The 14,983-nt window shown below is 58.2% G+C and carries 13 protein-coding genes; 2 read left to right on the forward strand and 11 right to left on the reverse strand.

Annotation, left to right across the window (positions count from 1 at the left end; genetic code table 11):
- The first annotated feature begins 1,624 nt into the window (after window positions 1-1,624).
- Window positions 1,625-1,894 (forward strand): T9SS type A sorting domain-containing protein, encoded by a 270-nt coding sequence (locus tag IPI01_16600; protein MBK7259385.1) that lies wholly within the window; start codon window positions 1,625-1,627, stop codon window positions 1,892-1,894.
- 214 nt (window positions 1,895-2,108) lie between these two features.
- On the opposite strand, the gene IPI01_16605 is transcribed toward IPI01_16600, so the two are convergent.
- From IPI01_16605 to IPI01_16615, 3 genes are all read right to left on the reverse strand, one after another.
- The gene (locus tag IPI01_16605) at window positions 2,109-3,752 is read right to left on the reverse strand and encodes a T9SS type A sorting domain-containing protein (GenBank protein MBK7259386.1); all 1,644 of its coding nucleotides are present in this window, start codon (window positions 3,750-3,752) and stop codon (window positions 2,109-2,111) included.
- Window positions 3,753-4,288: 536 nt separating this feature from the next.
- A complete protein-coding gene (locus IPI01_16610) occupies window positions 4,289-7,021 on the reverse strand; it encodes a putative Ig domain-containing protein (protein ID MBK7259387.1) in 2,733 nt (910 codons plus the stop codon).
- A 197-nt stretch (window positions 7,022-7,218) separates the two neighbouring features.
- The gene (locus tag IPI01_16615; GenBank protein ID MBK7259388.1) at window positions 7,219-7,767 is read right to left on the reverse strand and encodes a hypothetical protein; all 549 of its coding nucleotides are present in this window, start codon (window positions 7,765-7,767) and stop codon (window positions 7,219-7,221) included.
- 285 nt (window positions 7,768-8,052) lie between these two features.
- On the opposite strand from IPI01_16615, the gene IPI01_16620 reads away from it, so the two are divergent.
- Window positions 8,053-8,217: a hypothetical protein gene (locus IPI01_16620; GenBank protein ID MBK7259389.1), complete on the forward strand. Its 165-nt coding sequence runs from the start codon at window positions 8,053-8,055 to the stop codon at window positions 8,215-8,217.
- On the opposite strand, the gene IPI01_16625 is transcribed toward IPI01_16620, so the two are convergent.
- From IPI01_16625 to IPI01_16660, 8 genes are all read right to left on the reverse strand, one after another.
- Window positions 8,214-9,260, reverse strand: a complete 1,047-nt coding sequence (locus tag IPI01_16625) for a hypothetical protein (protein ID MBK7259390.1) — start codon at window positions 9,258-9,260, stop codon at window positions 8,214-8,216. The genes IPI01_16620 and IPI01_16625 overlap by 4 nt on opposite strands.
- 42 nt (window positions 9,261-9,302) lie before the next feature.
- Entirely contained in the window at window positions 9,303-10,592 is a 1,290-nt protein-coding gene (locus IPI01_16630; protein ID MBK7259391.1) for a hypothetical protein, read from the reverse strand.
- Window positions 10,593-10,663: 71 nt separating this feature from the next.
- A complete protein-coding gene (locus IPI01_16635; protein ID MBK7259392.1) occupies window positions 10,664-11,161 on the reverse strand; it encodes an ATP-binding cassette domain-containing protein in 498 nt (165 codons plus the stop codon).
- Between the two features lie 8 nt (window positions 11,162-11,169).
- Window positions 11,170-11,475 (reverse strand): ATP-binding cassette domain-containing protein, encoded by a 306-nt coding sequence (locus IPI01_16640; GenBank protein MBK7259393.1) that lies wholly within the window; start codon window positions 11,473-11,475, stop codon window positions 11,170-11,172.
- Between the two features lie 35 nt (window positions 11,476-11,510).
- Window positions 11,511-12,602, reverse strand: a complete 1,092-nt coding sequence (locus IPI01_16645) for an ABC transporter ATP-binding protein (GenBank protein MBK7259394.1) — start codon at window positions 12,600-12,602, stop codon at window positions 11,511-11,513.
- A complete protein-coding gene (locus tag IPI01_16650) occupies window positions 12,599-13,582 on the reverse strand; it encodes an ABC transporter permease (GenBank protein ID MBK7259395.1) in 984 nt (327 codons plus the stop codon). Before IPI01_16650 ends, IPI01_16645 begins: the two co-directional genes overlap by 4 nt.
- Entirely contained in the window at window positions 13,579-14,538 is a 960-nt protein-coding gene (locus IPI01_16655; GenBank protein MBK7259396.1) for an ABC transporter permease, read from the reverse strand. The genes IPI01_16650 and IPI01_16655 overlap by 4 nt, the downstream gene beginning before the upstream one ends.
- The gene (locus IPI01_16660) at window positions 14,520-14,978 is read right to left on the reverse strand and encodes a hypothetical protein (protein ID MBK7259397.1); all 459 of its coding nucleotides are present in this window, start codon (window positions 14,976-14,978) and stop codon (window positions 14,520-14,522) included. Before IPI01_16660 ends, IPI01_16655 begins: the two co-directional genes overlap by 19 nt.
- Between the last annotated feature and the right edge of the window lie 5 nt (window positions 14,979-14,983).

Below are 14,983 nucleotides of genomic sequence, written 5' to 3' on the forward strand. Positions count from 1 at the left end.
GACATTCTCGTCAATGACAATGCCATCTACGTAGGAACCAACACCGGGTTATACAAGAAAGCGATGAGTACGACCGGGGCACTGAGCATCACACTCTACAAGGAGTTCCTCGGCTGGCTGACCGGACCGACCGCGAAGGTCAAACTCTACAATGACTCATGGGCGCTCGTGGCAGAGAAGTACGCCGACGAGTACTCCGTGGCTCTCTTCCCCAGCCTGCCCACCGGCATGTATGCCTTTGAGGTACGGAACACTCCTGCCACGGCATGGGGAGAACAATACTGGGGATGGCGAGACCACATTGTGGTCTCCCCCGACGCCACGAAATTCGTGTCGCATACCCACAACACACCACTCCTCTCCGCGGTGCGCTTGTATGTCAATGCCACGAACGAACTCCTGCCGCTTGATCCTCCTGTTCCGAAGGACCTCCCTGTTGGCACCGTGCTCCGCATCGAACTGGATGTCACCAATCCCGACGTCACCGATGCCGAGGCCGCGGAGGCCTTTGCCATGGTCTATCTTGACCGGGACCGGACCGCACCATACGACGTGAAGCTCACGAGCACCGCGGAGAACTACATCGTCGGACAGTCGCGCACGATCTCCATGCTCACCACCACGGCACTGGCCGGCAGCTATTCTCTGAGTGGAGGCGCAGGAGCGGTGTACTCCGAAGGACCGCTGATCACCGATGGAAACGGCTGGTCCGGCCCCATGTACACGGTGAGCACAACACCGCCAACCCTGCTCGCACCTTCCAACGGTACAACGGAGATGCCGGTCCAGGCGGAGCTACGCTGGACGCGTCCTGCCGGCGTGACATCGTTCCACATCCAGGTCGCGACGGACACAGCCTTTACATCCGGGCTGGTGCTCAACGACACCACCGGCACCGACACCGTGAAGACGGCAGCCGGGTTGTCGTACGCGCGGACCTACTACTGGCATGTACGGAGCAAGGCCTCCGGTGTGTACGGATCATGGTCCCCGCGCTGGTTGTTCCGGACGAAGGAAACCGACCCTGCCGTCCCGCTCCTCATCGCACCACCACACATGACCACAGCCTTGGACACCCCGGTCACGCTGCGGTGGAACAGGCCAAGCGGTGCTTCATCATTCCACCTCCAGCTCGGGACCGATTCCACGTTCGCAACAGGGTTGCTTCTCAGCGATCTTCCGACGACAGATACGTTCAACGTCGTGCACACGCTCTCGCATCTCACCTCCTACTGGTGGCGTGTGAACGCCTATAACGCCGCAACGGGGATCAGCGCCAATTCCGCCGCATGGAAGTTCTCCACCGGCATGCCCCTCCCCGGCATGGTGACACTTCTGCTCCCCGCGCAGAATGCCGTGGTCAACGCTGATACCCTCCGGTTACGGTGGCGATCCGCTGCGCCGCTCGTCGACCGTTACTGGCTTGAGTACAGCATCGACTCGACATTCACGCTCACGGCCATCGATTCGATGATCACCGACGACCACCGTGCTGCGCACCATGACGAAGAACACGGGCTACTACTGGCGCGTCCGCGCGCACAACCCCGTGGGATGGGGCCCATACAGCATCAAGGCGCACTTCATGCGATCGACCACCGGCGTCTCTCTTCTCACGCAGGGGGTGCCCGGGTCATGGATCCTCGCACAGAACTATCCGAACCCGTTCAACCCATCCACGACAATCACCTTCGGACTCCCGGAACGCTCGCGGGTGCGGCTATCGGTATACAACACACTCGGAGAAATGGTGTCAGCGCTGACGGATGCGGAATGGGATCCAGGGTACCATAGCGTCGCGTTCAACGCTACGGGCCTGCCCAGCGGGGTCTACTTCTACAAAGTGGATGCGGGTCCGTTCGTAATGACACGGAGGCTTATGCTGCTGCGCTAGCGGGTTACACCATCGCATATCCGGAAACGTAGAAGCACCGATCCCGGTAGCCCATGGAAGGCAGTTGCCGGGATCGGTGTTTACTGTAGACGGAGGTCACATCGTGAACACGACACCGCCGGACTCATCGACCCGCAGACTCGGTGGAACATGGGTACAGAACTTTCTCATCGGTGTTCGGTTCGCGAACGCTATGCCAACGATAATGATCGGTCTATCGCACCAATGCAACCCTAAGTACCGCGGCTTTCCCATCTTCCGTACGTACCCTCACCATGTATATCCCTGAGCTGACGGGCTTTCCATCGCTGTTCAGTCCATCCCATTCCAACCAATGGCGGCCTGGCTCGATGGAGCCGCGATGGAGCGTGGCAACGTGTTCTCCCAGAATGGAGAACACCTCCACCTGAGCCTGGGTCATTGTGGGGATCACAAGCGGTATTGTAGTGCGCGGATTGAACGGATTCGGGAAATTCGGACCCAGAGAGAATATTTGCGGTGCCAGAAGATCAAGAAGCTTCTGAGTAGCTTCCTGCTCTCCGGCAAGCACCCGGTATCCTGACTCCGGGAGATGGAGTGTGATTGCGTACACACTGTCGTCGCGAAGATCTCTGTGCGTCTCAGCTTGCTCATCATAGAGCACCACGCGTACATTCGGTGGAACCGCGGCTAGTCCGCGGAACGTGAGCGAGCTCGCAATTCCCTGTACCCCTGTCACACGGAACTCCCAAGCCTCAACCTCCGAGGAAGGAGATCGGAAATCCGTCGCAAAGTCGGGATACGCCGGATCAATGTCTGTCCGCCGGAAGAATGTCTCTGGGATCCCTGCAAGACCGCGGGGCTTATGAAGCGGCGCTGGCCTTTGAGCCGTATCACGAAAAACCCCAAACGACAGGTCGGAATCAACGATGTCTGCCTGTTTGAGGGCAACGTCCACTTTCCAGGCAAATACGGAGTGGTCAGTATTCACCGCGGCTTTGGGAAGAGCACCGGGCCGCGGGATCCGCAAGGCTCCCAATGCCTGCCCATTGTGGAAATAGTATCCCATGTAGGGGATCATTTGGGTGCCCGTACTCCACGCTCCCGAAAATGACCATAGCGCATTTTCAATTCCGGCGTTTGCTGCCACCACCGTCGACCATTGGACGTTGCCGGAGAACGGATTCGTGATCATGTTCCAGCCAGGGTGCAACGGGATCTCAGCCTGGTTGCGGTTATTCACCGTGACCGCCGGCAGGTTAAGATCGAGGGTAACGTTGGCTTTGGAAAGGATCCAATAACTCTTGCCCAACCCAAATGACAGCGGAGCTGTGCTCGAATGCCGAACAAGATAGTTGGTGGAAGTGCCATTGTCCCAGGCCACCCGCCAATCGGTTTCCGGCGTGCCGCGAAGGATCGCAGTCACGGGTATCGTACTGTCTCCCGGCAGACCAACGAGTCGATAATCGGCCTGTGCAAAAGCATCAGCGCGGGTGCGCGAAGGAAAACTCCACGTTGATTGCACCGTGATCCTCGGAGGAGTAACCGGAAGCGCAATGGTGAGGACGGCCGGAGGAGTGGAAGTCCCTCCACCAGGAGCGGGTGTGGAAACCGTGATTGCCTGTACTCCCGTTACAGCGACGTCGTCAGCGCTGATCGATGCCATCACCTGGGTGGCACTGACATACGATGTTGTTCGGACTCCGCCGCTGTACCGCACTTGTGAAGTTGGAACAAACCCGGAACCGTTAACCGTAAGAGAGAAGGCGGGCTCACCCACGACCTTCTCCGAGGGCACGATGCTGGTAATGACCGGGAAGGGATTCAAGACCGATATCGAAAAATCCTTCTCAGCGTACGACCCCGCATAGTCGGTCACACGAACCCGGAACGATGCCGGTGCTGCAGCCGTGGCCGGGATACCACTGATCGCGCCGGAGCCTGAGAGGGTTAGCCCCTGAGGGAGGTCTCCTGAGCTCAGTGACCAGTCGTACGGCGGCGTCCCTCCAGTTGCAGCCAGTATCGTAGAATATGCGATCCCTGTCTCACCCCCCGGGAGCGCTGTGGCAGTAGTGATCGACACTGGGACCGAATTCACCGTAAGCGTTGCCGGGGAATCGGAGGATCCTCCGCCAGGAAGACCGGTGAAGACCGTGACCGATAGATTCCCCGCCGATGCGATATCCCCCGTGAGTATCGTGGCCGTCAACTGTGTGCTGCTCTCGAACTTCGTCGTGCGGTCAGATGCATTGACGCGAACGATACTGCCGGTGATGAATCCCGTCCCGTACACCGTCAGGGGGAATCCTGCTTCACCCGCTGTCTTCGATGATGGCGATAGGCTGGTGATGACGGGTCTGGGATTGCCGATCGTTATCGTGAAATCCTTCGATGTCGATCGCGACGCATTGTCCGTCACCGTGATGGTAAGTAACCTCCCATCGACCGCGGCCGTGGGGTACCAGTCACTCGCCCACTGGAGTTCATCGTCAGACCTGAAGGCCATGTCCCTGACGCGAGCGACCAGCTATAGGGAGGTGTGCCTCCACTTGCACCCAGGGTCGTCGAATAGACGGTCCCTACGACTCCTCCGGGGAGTGGCGTGGAGGTCGTGATCGCCAGTCCGACTGGATTCACCGTAAGCGTTGCCGGGGGATCGGACGATCCTCCGCCAGGAATACCGGTGAAGACCGTGACCGATAGATTCCCCGCCGATGCGATATCCCCCGTGAGTATCGTGGCCGTCAACTGTGTGCTGCTCACGAACTCCGTCGTGCGGTCAGATGCATTGACGCGAACGATGCTGCCGTTGATGAATCCCGTCCCGTACACCGTCAGGGGGAATCCTGCTTCACCTGCTGTCTTTGACGAAGGCGAGAGACTTGAGATAATAGGTGCCGGATTGTAGATCGATAGTGAGAGGTCTTTCTCTGTATGCGCGCCGGCATTGTCAGTCACGCGGATCTGGAATGACGCCGGTGCAATACCCGCTATCGGGATGCCGCTTATCACTCCTGTTGCAGGAGTAAGAGACAGGCCCGTAGGGAGAGCACCAGACGACAGAGACCAGGAGTACGGCAGGGTACCACCGCTCGCAGCAACGGTCGTAGTATAGGTCACCCCGGTTGTCCCCGCTGGTAACGGTGAAGCCGTACTGATCGCAAGCGAAGCCGGATCCACTCTGAAGGTCAGTTTCCCGGAGGGACCCGCAACCGGCACGGGATTGGTGACTGTGACGTCGTAGTCCCCGGGGGAAGCGATATCTGTTGAAGAGATTGTTGCGTCAAGCCTTCCCCCGCTCACATCCAGTGCGAGAATTTTTGTCACCGGAGAACCTGCTTTCGTCCAGGTTACTCCGAAATTGGTTGATACATACACACCGGCATCAGTTCCGGCATATAACCTTCCACCGTAAGCGGCCAGCGATTGGATCCAGTTGCCCACTGACGTGCTGGTTGCAACCCAGGATGTACCGCCGTTCGTTGACCGATAGACGCCGCCGGCAACACCATACGATCCAGCGAAAAGGTAGTCGCCCACCGCGGTAAGCGCAATGGCACTCGCATTGATGCCAGCCGCATATGACCAGGTCCAAGTCGCCCCACTGTTCGTTGACCGGTACACCCCACCACCGTCAGTCCCTGCAAAGACGGTCCCTCCGATGACCGTGAATGCCCTGACATCGGTGTTCAGAAGTCCCGAGCTCTTTTGGGTCCAATTCACGCCATTGTTTGTCGAGACATACACGCCGTTCTTCGTGCCGGCGAAAACGAGATTTCCCACAGCCATGAGCGCACGGACGGCTTCTGAGGCGAGATCTGATTGGAACCAGGTCGATCCTGCATTTGTGGAGTAACGGACACCACTGGTGTATGTCCCGGCCAAAAGATACACCCCGCTCACCGCAAGAGCCTCCACATCCATGCTTGCCAGGCCAGCAGAGCTCCAGTTCGTGCCTTCGTCTGTGGTGACGAACACGCCCGAATACGTGGCGGCAAAGACTCTGGAGTTCGTCCGGGCAAATGCGTACACCCATGTGCTGGGCAATCCATTGGAAATGGAGGTCCAGGTTGCTCCATGGTCAGTTGAACGGGAGGTCGGTCCATCTCCACCGGCAAAGAACCGGGTGCCGCTCGTGTATGAGGTCGACTTGGACCCGCCATTCCAATTGACCACAGAAGTTGAAAAGAACCCGGTCCCGTCTACGCTCAGCGTAAAACCGGTGCTTCCAGCGACCCTGCTTGGCGGCGACAATTGGTTGAGCTGCGGAGCGGGATATTGCACCCGAAAGGGTTGGGCATATGATGTTCCTCCGCCGGCAGCCGGATTGTTCACTGTGATCGTATAGTCTGAAACCGCTGCCAGATCCGCGCTGGTAAGCGCGGCTTCGAGTTGCGTGCTACTCACATAACGGGTGATACGGTCACTGCTGTTGAATCGGACCACGGACCCGGGGACAAAGCCAGACCCATAAGCGGTCAATGAGATCGCCGGGCCACCGGCATCGACGACGGTAGGAGAGATTGAAGTCAAGACAGGAGGGGCCTGGATGATGAAAACCGAATCGTGCCAGTTCGATCCATCGGTAAGCCTGTCGCTGTAGCCGGGTCCGGTGGCAAACGCACCGAATGCAAACGCATATATACCCGGGTCGGACGGGGTGGTTCGGGTGAAATACCATATGGTTCTGGATCCCACACTCAGCGAGTACACCGACGATTGGGCGGTATCATCAATCGCCCTCGACCAATTCCGGTCGATATACGTCTTCGCGTAGACATTGACGACCGTCGCTCCGGCATTCGCCGGGTTCTCCAGAGTAAGTTCAAATCGAATTGGCACTCCCGGTTGGAGTACCCGGTTACTCATCGCTTTGAGCTCAACATCATTGTTATCATACACCGCCAACCCCGGCATGATCGGTGTGTTGTGCCGGAATGTGTCCACCACTGTTACACCGTTCATTATGGTGATGCCGGTCTTGCGGCCCCAATAGGCCTCCCCCCATATGTTCGGGTATTTGGTCTGGGTGACATAGACCCAGTACTGATATCCGGAAGTAGCGGGCACACGCAGGAATGTAACTTCTGATGCCTCGGTGGTGGTTGTCGCCTCCCCGATGAGGCTCCCACCGCTAGTGAACAACACGACCCGAGCACCGACGCCAGGGGAACCCCAATCGGGGATTGCGTCACGAACAAGGACACGGAGGCTGCCAGTCTGTGCATGGACGGCAGGCACCGCCAGAAGGAGCAGTGCCCAAAGGGAACAGCGTGCCAAGTAGCCCATGTGCATCCTCATGAGAGTTGATCCGTCATTCCGGAGGGAAGAATCATCATCGGAACTTAGTAGCCCGTCACCGATGGCCGTTGCGGCTCCGCGGGGAAGCCCCTGTCCGGATTCTCGATAATCACAGGTCCTTTTTTTCCCAGAAGGAGATAAAGCACTACCCCCGCTCCGATCGCGCCTGCGCCTCCTGCGTACCACCAGAAATTCGAGCCGCCGGAGCGGGCGGGCAGATCCTCTGCTCGTATGACAAAGTATAACTGGCCATCCGGCAGACCATCGGGAAACTCCTGCTGGAAGTCCCAGGTGATTTTTTTGTCAATGCCTGGGATCTGGCCCGGTCCAACGGCTCCCAGAACTCCGTGCGTGGGCACATATTGGAATCCCAGGTCCTCGGCATTCATCATCACCAGGGCGACGTTGCATGTGTCCGACGGTCCGCCGATCAGATCATACGTCACGACAGCCACCCCATCCCGCAGATCAGCGTTTACATTCATGACCTTTACACCACCCATGGTTGCGGCAGTGCCCACTGAAGGCAACTCCAGGACGAAGAGGGCGATCAAGATCCAGGAAACGATCCTAAGCACGTGCGTATTCGTCATATTCTTCCTCCCATGATCGATCGGTCAGACTTGATGCAGCCTTGCCGGGCACACCCTGCAAGAACGGTGGCCAGGAGCCAGGAAATGAAACCTCTGTCATTCTTCGATGCTGAAATGTTGCTTTGACCAATCGGATTACCTTTGTGCGGGAGACACCTTGTCAGCGCTCCAATCCTCAATGTTCAGGATGACCACGTCCCCGGAACGAGGCAGGCGTGTGCTATAAACCTTGAGAATCTCAACCGTACATTCATTGGCCTTCACATTGATGACATGCCCGACCGCATGAACTCCCGCCGTATCCGCACCGGCACCGGTTATCTGGCAGCGAACCCCCGGCCTGTTCCCGCGAAGCGTTCCGGCAGGTGCGCGTACATACCGGCCGAAGACTTCGCTGATGACAGCGGCATTGACAGGAACGTCATCGCTGATGAGGATCGATTTCGTTAACACCCGTTCATACGTGAGGCCGCGGGCGTCATTCCCGCGAAGAGCAATGTCCACCCGATAGCTCCCCTTTCCATCTGAAGGAATGAACACGATCTCCTGTTCTTGAATTGTGGAGAGATGTCCGTAACAATACTTCGCGGAGTGGTGAGCGTTACCTTTGGAGGCGCTGGTTGCGCGATGCCAGGCCAGCTACCGAAGTCAATAGTGAACGTGGGAACCCCGCGCTCTGCTGTCAGGTCTCTGAGCCTGACGGCGTGTGGAGAATCTCCGTTCACTTCGAAGCTGAATGGTTCACCGCCCAGTGAGACCTGAACCCCCTCCAGGGTCGCACGCCACTTTCCGGCCGCCGGTTTATCGAGCCTCACCATGACATAGCGATCTCCAGTGATCCATTCTCCCGCTCCGTTTCCATTCGATAGTATTCTTCCGTCGGGAGACTGCAGCGTCAGGCCGATCGTACTGCCGGGCCATGACAACAGCATGGCACTCGAAGTCCCCGGCTCGATCCAGAGATCTCTCTGGAGCCGCTGCCCCTGCTTGATTGATCCTTCATACCGGCAGAACAGATTCTGCCCGGTGAGACGGGTGAAGAAGATGGTGAACGCCTGCACGATATCCATCGCAGAATTCGCCTTCATGTACTCGCCCCCGGTCAGGTTGGCGATGTCCTGAAGAAGGCGGGCATTGTCTTCTCCGACAAAACTGATGGTGTGAATAGGGATGTGGCGGTCCGCAAACCATTGTGCCTGCCCTGCATAGTCCCCGAGACCGTCAGAGAGAAGCAGGATCCCTGTCCGGTCGCCTTCGGCAATGATGCCCTCCATTGCCGTTCGCATCTCCTGGAGCCCGCCTCCGACATTGGTCCCACCATCCGAATTGATCGAGGCAACGGCATTCTTTAACGATGCGCGATCCCAGTTTTCCCAATTGCCGCTGTTCAACCATCGTGACCGGTCGTCGAAATCCACCACAAAGACCCCTTCATTCCCAGCCGTCTTTCGATGATCGTGGAAGCGGCCACTTGCGGCTGTCTCCGGGATCATTGATTTGCATGCTGCCGGAGGAATCGAGAATGAGCCCCAGTGTTATGGATCTGTTTGAGGATTGGCGTCCGAACTACCGGAACCCGGAGGTGTGCACGCCAGCAGGGCGTCGCGGGTCAGACCACGCAGCCTCGTGAATTCATCGCGTGCTTCGGCATATGGGCCCCGGGAGAATCCGCTGGTGACAAGATCATACCATAATTGTGCAATCCCGCTGCACGCATCGACCATTTGATCATAGTAGGAATACTCCAGCTGGCGCTGCAAGCCGCAGACGGTCTCATCTTCAGCGAGCCGGCCTTTCGTGATCTCCTCCTCAAGGAGGAGCGCCAGGCTCGTTGAGGTGACGGCGATCTGAGCTTGCTGGTGTTGTTCCAGGATCGTCGCTATCGTCTCATACGTGAGCATGAGCGACCATGTCCAGAGGCCTGCAACCGTTGCGGCTTTTGTTGCCGCGGCCTTCACGGCATGATGCACATAGTATTTGGTGAGCAACCGGACTGCATCTGCCTTCGTTACTTCCAGGATCGCACTGATGCCGATCTTCGTAACGTCGCCCTTGCGATCGTTCAGCTCGGTGATAAGGGCTCCGAAATAGTCCTTAGAACGGTCCAGGTTCTCCCTCACGCGTGCGAGCGCGGGACGGATCGCCGGATCCACCTCGGCACCAGCCCGCCGCCGTCGATCTATGATCTGTTCTATCAGATCAAGCCGTGCCAGCGCAAGGTCACCAGCCAGCGCCTCCTGGATCGCTGCTCCAAGCGCGAAATCCGCGGCCATGGCGACACCTTCCACGGTGGCAAGAGCTTCGCTTATGTGGACGAGATTGCGTGGTGTGATCTTCAATCCGCGGACGGTTCTCGGATTGATCTTCCTCATCCATGTGCTGATTTCGTTGCTCGCACGTCCCGCCCACGTCGACGACGACACATAGTTGTACTTCAGGGCATCCAGCGCCCCGGCGACAGCCGACCCCTCTCCTGCGATGAATCCCATCTCCTGTAGGATCTCCTGCGCATCCACGTCTGTCATGACCCCGGTGAGGAGGGGCATTTGACACGCTATCCGCAGACTGAACTCATAGCATTCCGTTCTGCGCTTGTCGCTCCAGAGTGTGGTCGGCCGATTGCGGCCAAATAACTTCGTCTCGTTCGCCCCATCCAGGAATCCGGCATTCACCCCGAGCATTCTCGTTCCATTCTCGGTGGCAATGGCTGTCGTCACGATGTTCCCATCACGCCGGAGGTCGGGGTGGTCTCCGGCAGGGACTGCGCCACGTGCAGTGCACGTCACGAAGATCGCGACGAATGCAACGATGGCTGCGGTTCTCATAGGACCTCCTGCTCTGGAAGGCATTCGTACCCGGCGGGTGCCGGGGCACCAACCGGGATACGGCGACTGATTCAGGAATTCATGACGTCGATTCGTCTGTCGTTGACGATGCGTAGCGACGAGGAGTAGAGAGCCCGTGAATAGGGATGCGACAGTGCTCCCCGGGCAAGTGCTGCCGCAGAACACTCTTCGACAATGCTGCCCTTGTGCATGATCGCCGCGCGGTCACAGATCTGCTCCACAACGGCGAGATCATGCGAGATGACCACCAACGTGGTATGGAGTTCGCGCCGGATACGGTCGAGCATCATCAGGATCCTTCCCCGGATCGAGACATCCAGAGAAGACACAGGTTCATCCGCAATGAGTAATTGCGGAGGTAAAGAGAGGATACGGGCAATGGAGATGCGCCGCTTCTCGCCGCCGCTTAGAGCGTATGGGTATTCATCCAGGATGGCCGCGGGGAGGTGCACTTCCTCGAGAACACGGTGAACGATCGCAGATCGATCCCGTTTGGATTGACTTGTGTGGACCCTGAGCGGTTCCTCGACGATCTGACGCACGGTCATTCCCGGGTTCAACGCAGCATCGAGACCTGAAATATCATCCGGCAATTGCGACGCATCCACTGTGCCTGCTGGCGCGGATCATTTTGGCCGCTTTCGATCTGGATCAGGCCAGAGGTCGGCAGCACGAGACCCAACAGCATCCGGGCCAACGTGGTCTTGCCGCTTCCACTCTCCCCGATGATCCCGAGGGAGCCGCCCTTCTCCAACATCATCGAGATCCCGTTAACGGCAATGACCGGACGTACGGATGCGGCTCCCGGGAACCACCCGCGGTGCTTGAAAACCTTTACGACGTTTTGCGCTTGCAGGAACATCCCTTGGACCTCATGCCTGTGGAGGGACCGACGGATCATTTCCGGGAATGTCCCAGCAACGAACAACGTAGGCCGTCTCCTATCGTCGCCTTTGGCGGAGGCTGGCTTTCACAGTGTGCGCCACCGTCAGGCAGAGCCGACTTGCGTGAACACCGTTGGGCGAACCTGCACCCGGCATGGACTGCGGAAGAATCGGGTGGAGAACCCCCGATGAACGAGAACTTCTTTATGCCGTTCCGGCCGGCCTGTCCCGCTTCAAACAACCCCCGTGTGTAGGGATGCGCTCCCTGTGATCGAAGGAATGATCCCGCCGGGCCATGCTCGACGACGTGGCCGGCATACATGACGGCAATGGTATCTGCCATGGTCGCGGCAAGGGCGAGGTCATGCGTAATAAGCAGGAGTGAGATCCCCTTCTCGCGGCGCAATTCCTTCAATAGTTGGAGTATCTCCAGCTGCGTCGTGACGTCCAGTGCCGTTGTCGGTTCATCCGCGATGAGCAGCAGAGGATCGGAAGCCAGGGCAATCGCCAGCATTGCTCTTTGACACATCCCGCCACTGAGTTCGAACGCGTATGCATCGAGTACGCGTTCAGGATCCTGGATCCGGACCTGCTCCAGCAACTGTACAGCACGGTGCCGGCATTCGGCATGCGGTGGAGCAGGGTCCCGCATGCGCAGAGATTCTGCGAGATGATGGCCGATCGTCATGTAGGGACTGAGTGATGCCACCGGGTCCTGAAAGACCATGCCGATCTTCTTCCCGCGGACCCCGCGCAGGTTCGTAGTTGCGATGCGGTCCCACTTCCGGACGTCTTTGTTTATGGTCAACCAACCGTCCGTTCTTGCCGATGAACAACAATCGCTCAATCCCGCCAGCAGTTCCCGTCGATCGAATCGGATACTACCGTCCACGATTCCCGGGTGGCCTGAGGAGAGGCCGAGGATTGAGAGTGCCGTTGCTGTCTTTCCCGATCCGGATTCTCCCACGAGGCAAACGGTCTCGCCATGGGCTACGTCGAGATCAACCCCGTCAACCGCGCGTACCAGCCGGCCATCAACCGCGAACATCGCCCGCAGGTCCCGGATGCGGAGCAGCGAACCGTTTGGAGGAGCTGTCGCCATCATCGCGACCCCGGGTTTTTTGCATGAAGCCTGCGCTCGAGACCATCCGCAAGGAGATAGAAACCAAGGAGTGTCCAAACAATGGCGAAGGATGGTGGGGCTGCTTGCCAGTAGATCCCCGCGTCGATCTTGTGATTGAACCCTCCCCCCCCCATGCCTTCGAGGATCATGCGTCCCCAGCTCGTCTGCCCGACCTCCGTCCCGACATTGAGATAGGTGAACGTCGCTTCTACCAGGATGAGACTCGCCATTCCGTAGATCATCTGTATCGCGAGGGCATGCCGACAATTGAGCCAGATCAAACGATGTGCAATGATACGGAACCTGCTCACCCCGAGTTCCTCCGCGGCCTCGACAAAGCGGGTGTTCACCAGTCCCGCCACGCGCGCCCTCACGATGCTCGCAACGCGAGAGGCGTTGAAGACGGAGAGCCCGAGTACGAGCGCTGGAAGGTCGAAGTCAAAAAGGATGAAGACGGCCATCAATGCAATGAGGCGCGGGAAGGAATCCATGAGGGCGATAAGGAATGAAGCGGTCGAGCCGGCCACGGACGATGGCGCATACCCCGACGCTGCTCCGAGCGGGATCCCGATCGCAAGCATGAGGACTGCAACCGCGATGCCAGGCAGCAAATACGTCCATGCACCATGCAGGACCTGAATGAACACATCCCTCCCGGCCTGGTCCGTCCCGAGCAGGTGGAATTCTTCAGGTATCGGATCGATGGAATCCTCCTGATGATCAAGTAACCACCGCACGACACCGGATGATGGTGGTGCTTCCGCGTAGTCGTCATTCGCGATACCAAACGCCGGCGAGTACGGATAGAGGCCCAGATCGTAGCCATAGTTGCCGAACAATGCGCCCGTCATGAAGAACAGAACCATCACGCCTCCAACAAGCGTCGACCAACGACCGGGCAGCGATGCGGCAGCTCCAGCGTTTCCGGAGGAGCCCTTCAGCGAGTACTTCCAGCGGCTCATGCCGGACTCTTCCCTCCCCCTGACCGCGCGCGGGGATCCGCAATGAACAGAACGATCCGATGGAGGAGCTCCGAGCCAATACCGAGAACACTAAAGATCACCCCCACGGCAAGGATCACCGTTCTGTCGCGATAGAGTAGCGCGTCCAGCGCGATGAGGCTCACGCCGTCTCTCAGGAAGACATATTCGACGATTAATGCGCCCCCCAGCGCAAAGGTAAACCGGGAGGAGAAGATCGCCAGGACGGACACGGCGGATGCGCGAAACACGTGCCGGCGCACGCTGGCACCCCTGGCCCGGGCCGCCACAATGAAAGGCTCGCGAAGAATCAGGATGAACGTTTCCCGGATCTGCTTGACCTGGTCACCAAGCGTCCCATCGAAGACCCCGAGGATCACGACCGGGATGCCATAGTATCCGAAACATGCAAGGAGACCGGTTCCAAACGTGGGGATATCGCAGTATCTGATCCAGGGAGTCCGCATGATGGCGGCAACAAAGAAGACGGGAAGAACGGAGACTGAGATGAGTGTGTGGGACGCAAGTCTGATACCACGGCTTTCAGGGTAGAGCGCACCACGCCAGGCGAGCGGTATCGCAATGCCTGCGCCGACAAGCATGGCCCCAAGACTCACGCCCAGGGTGAGCGGAAGCCCTGCAAGGATGATCTCGCGTACCGTTCGGTTCTGCCGGTCTGAGTGTCCCAGGTCCAGCGATGTCACAACCCCCAGCAGCCATCGTCCATAGTTTGCAGCTACGCCACCGACGGATACTTTTTCACGGACCTGTTGCATTTCCCCGAACAGGCCGTGTTCTTCCGATGGTGCTGTTCGTCCGCCTCCAAACAACAGGAAGAGGAGGAATGTTGCAAGGGCAAACTGGAGAAACGCACGAATAATAAGTCCGGCGATCCCCCCAGCGAGATCTGACGCCTTTTTCAGTCTGCCAGATACCATCTGTTCGCATAGTCGAAGAATGAGTACGGTGTCACCGTGGTAATGAAATTGTGCACGCGCGGCCGGGCCGCTGCCGTCTTTTGCAGCGACCAGAGGAACAGATACGGACAATCGTCGCGGAGGATGAGGGCGAGCCGTTTATTGATGTTATCCAGAACCTCGGCGCGGCCATCGTTCCGCTCATATTCATCCAGAAGGGCATCAACATCCTTGTTCTTGTATGAAATGAAGTTGAGTTGGCCGGGCTCGGTATTGGTGGACTTGAACATCGGTTCCACCACTCCTACTTCATTGTAGACGAATGTCGCAAACGCCAGATCGAAGTCCCGTTTGTAGAGGACAACATCACGGTAGCTATCATCTCCCAGTTCCCGGGGAGTGATCTCAATGCCGATTTTCCTCATGTCCGAAATGAATTGGTTCAGCACCTGTATGTTCATATTTG

Source organism: Ignavibacteriota bacterium (assembly GCA_016707525.1).
In the GTDB taxonomy this organism is placed as follows: Bacteria; Bacteroidota; Ignavibacteria; order UBA10030; family UBA6906; genus JAGDMK01.

Coding starts and splice junctions, on each gene's coding strand:
- IPI01_16625 (MBK7259390.1), bottom strand. CDS start 9,260: ATGATCCCGGAGACAGCCGCAAGTGGCCGCTTCCACGATCATCGAAAG.
- IPI01_16660 (MBK7259397.1), bottom strand. CDS start 14,978: ATGAACATACAGGTGCTGAACCAATTCATTTCGGACATGAGGAAAATC.
- IPI01_16645 (MBK7259394.1), bottom strand. CDS start 12,602: ATGATGGCGACAGCTCCTCCAAACGGTTCGCTGCTCCGCATCCGGGAC.
- IPI01_16615 (MBK7259388.1), bottom strand. CDS start 7,767: ATGACGAATACGCACGTGCTTAGGATCGTTTCCTGGATCTTGATCGCC.
- IPI01_16635 (MBK7259392.1), bottom strand. CDS start 11,161: ATGACCGTGCGTCAGATCGTCGAGGAACCGCTCAGGGTCCACACAAGT.
- IPI01_16650 (MBK7259395.1), bottom strand. CDS start 13,582: ATGAGCCGCTGGAAGTACTCGCTGAAGGGCTCCTCCGGAAACGCTGGA.
- IPI01_16630 (MBK7259391.1), bottom strand. CDS start 10,592: ATGAGAACCGCAGCCATCGTTGCATTCGTCGCGATCTTCGTGACGTGC.
- IPI01_16655 (MBK7259396.1), bottom strand. CDS start 14,538: ATGGTATCTGGCAGACTGAAAAAGGCGTCAGATCTCGCTGGGGGGATC.
- IPI01_16620 (MBK7259389.1), top strand. CDS start 8,053: ATGAACTCCCGCCGTATCCGCACCGGCACCGGTTATCTGGCAGCGAAC.
- IPI01_16640 (MBK7259393.1), bottom strand. CDS start 11,475: ATGTTCCTGCAAGCGCAAAACGTCGTAAAGGTTTTCAAGCACCGCGGG.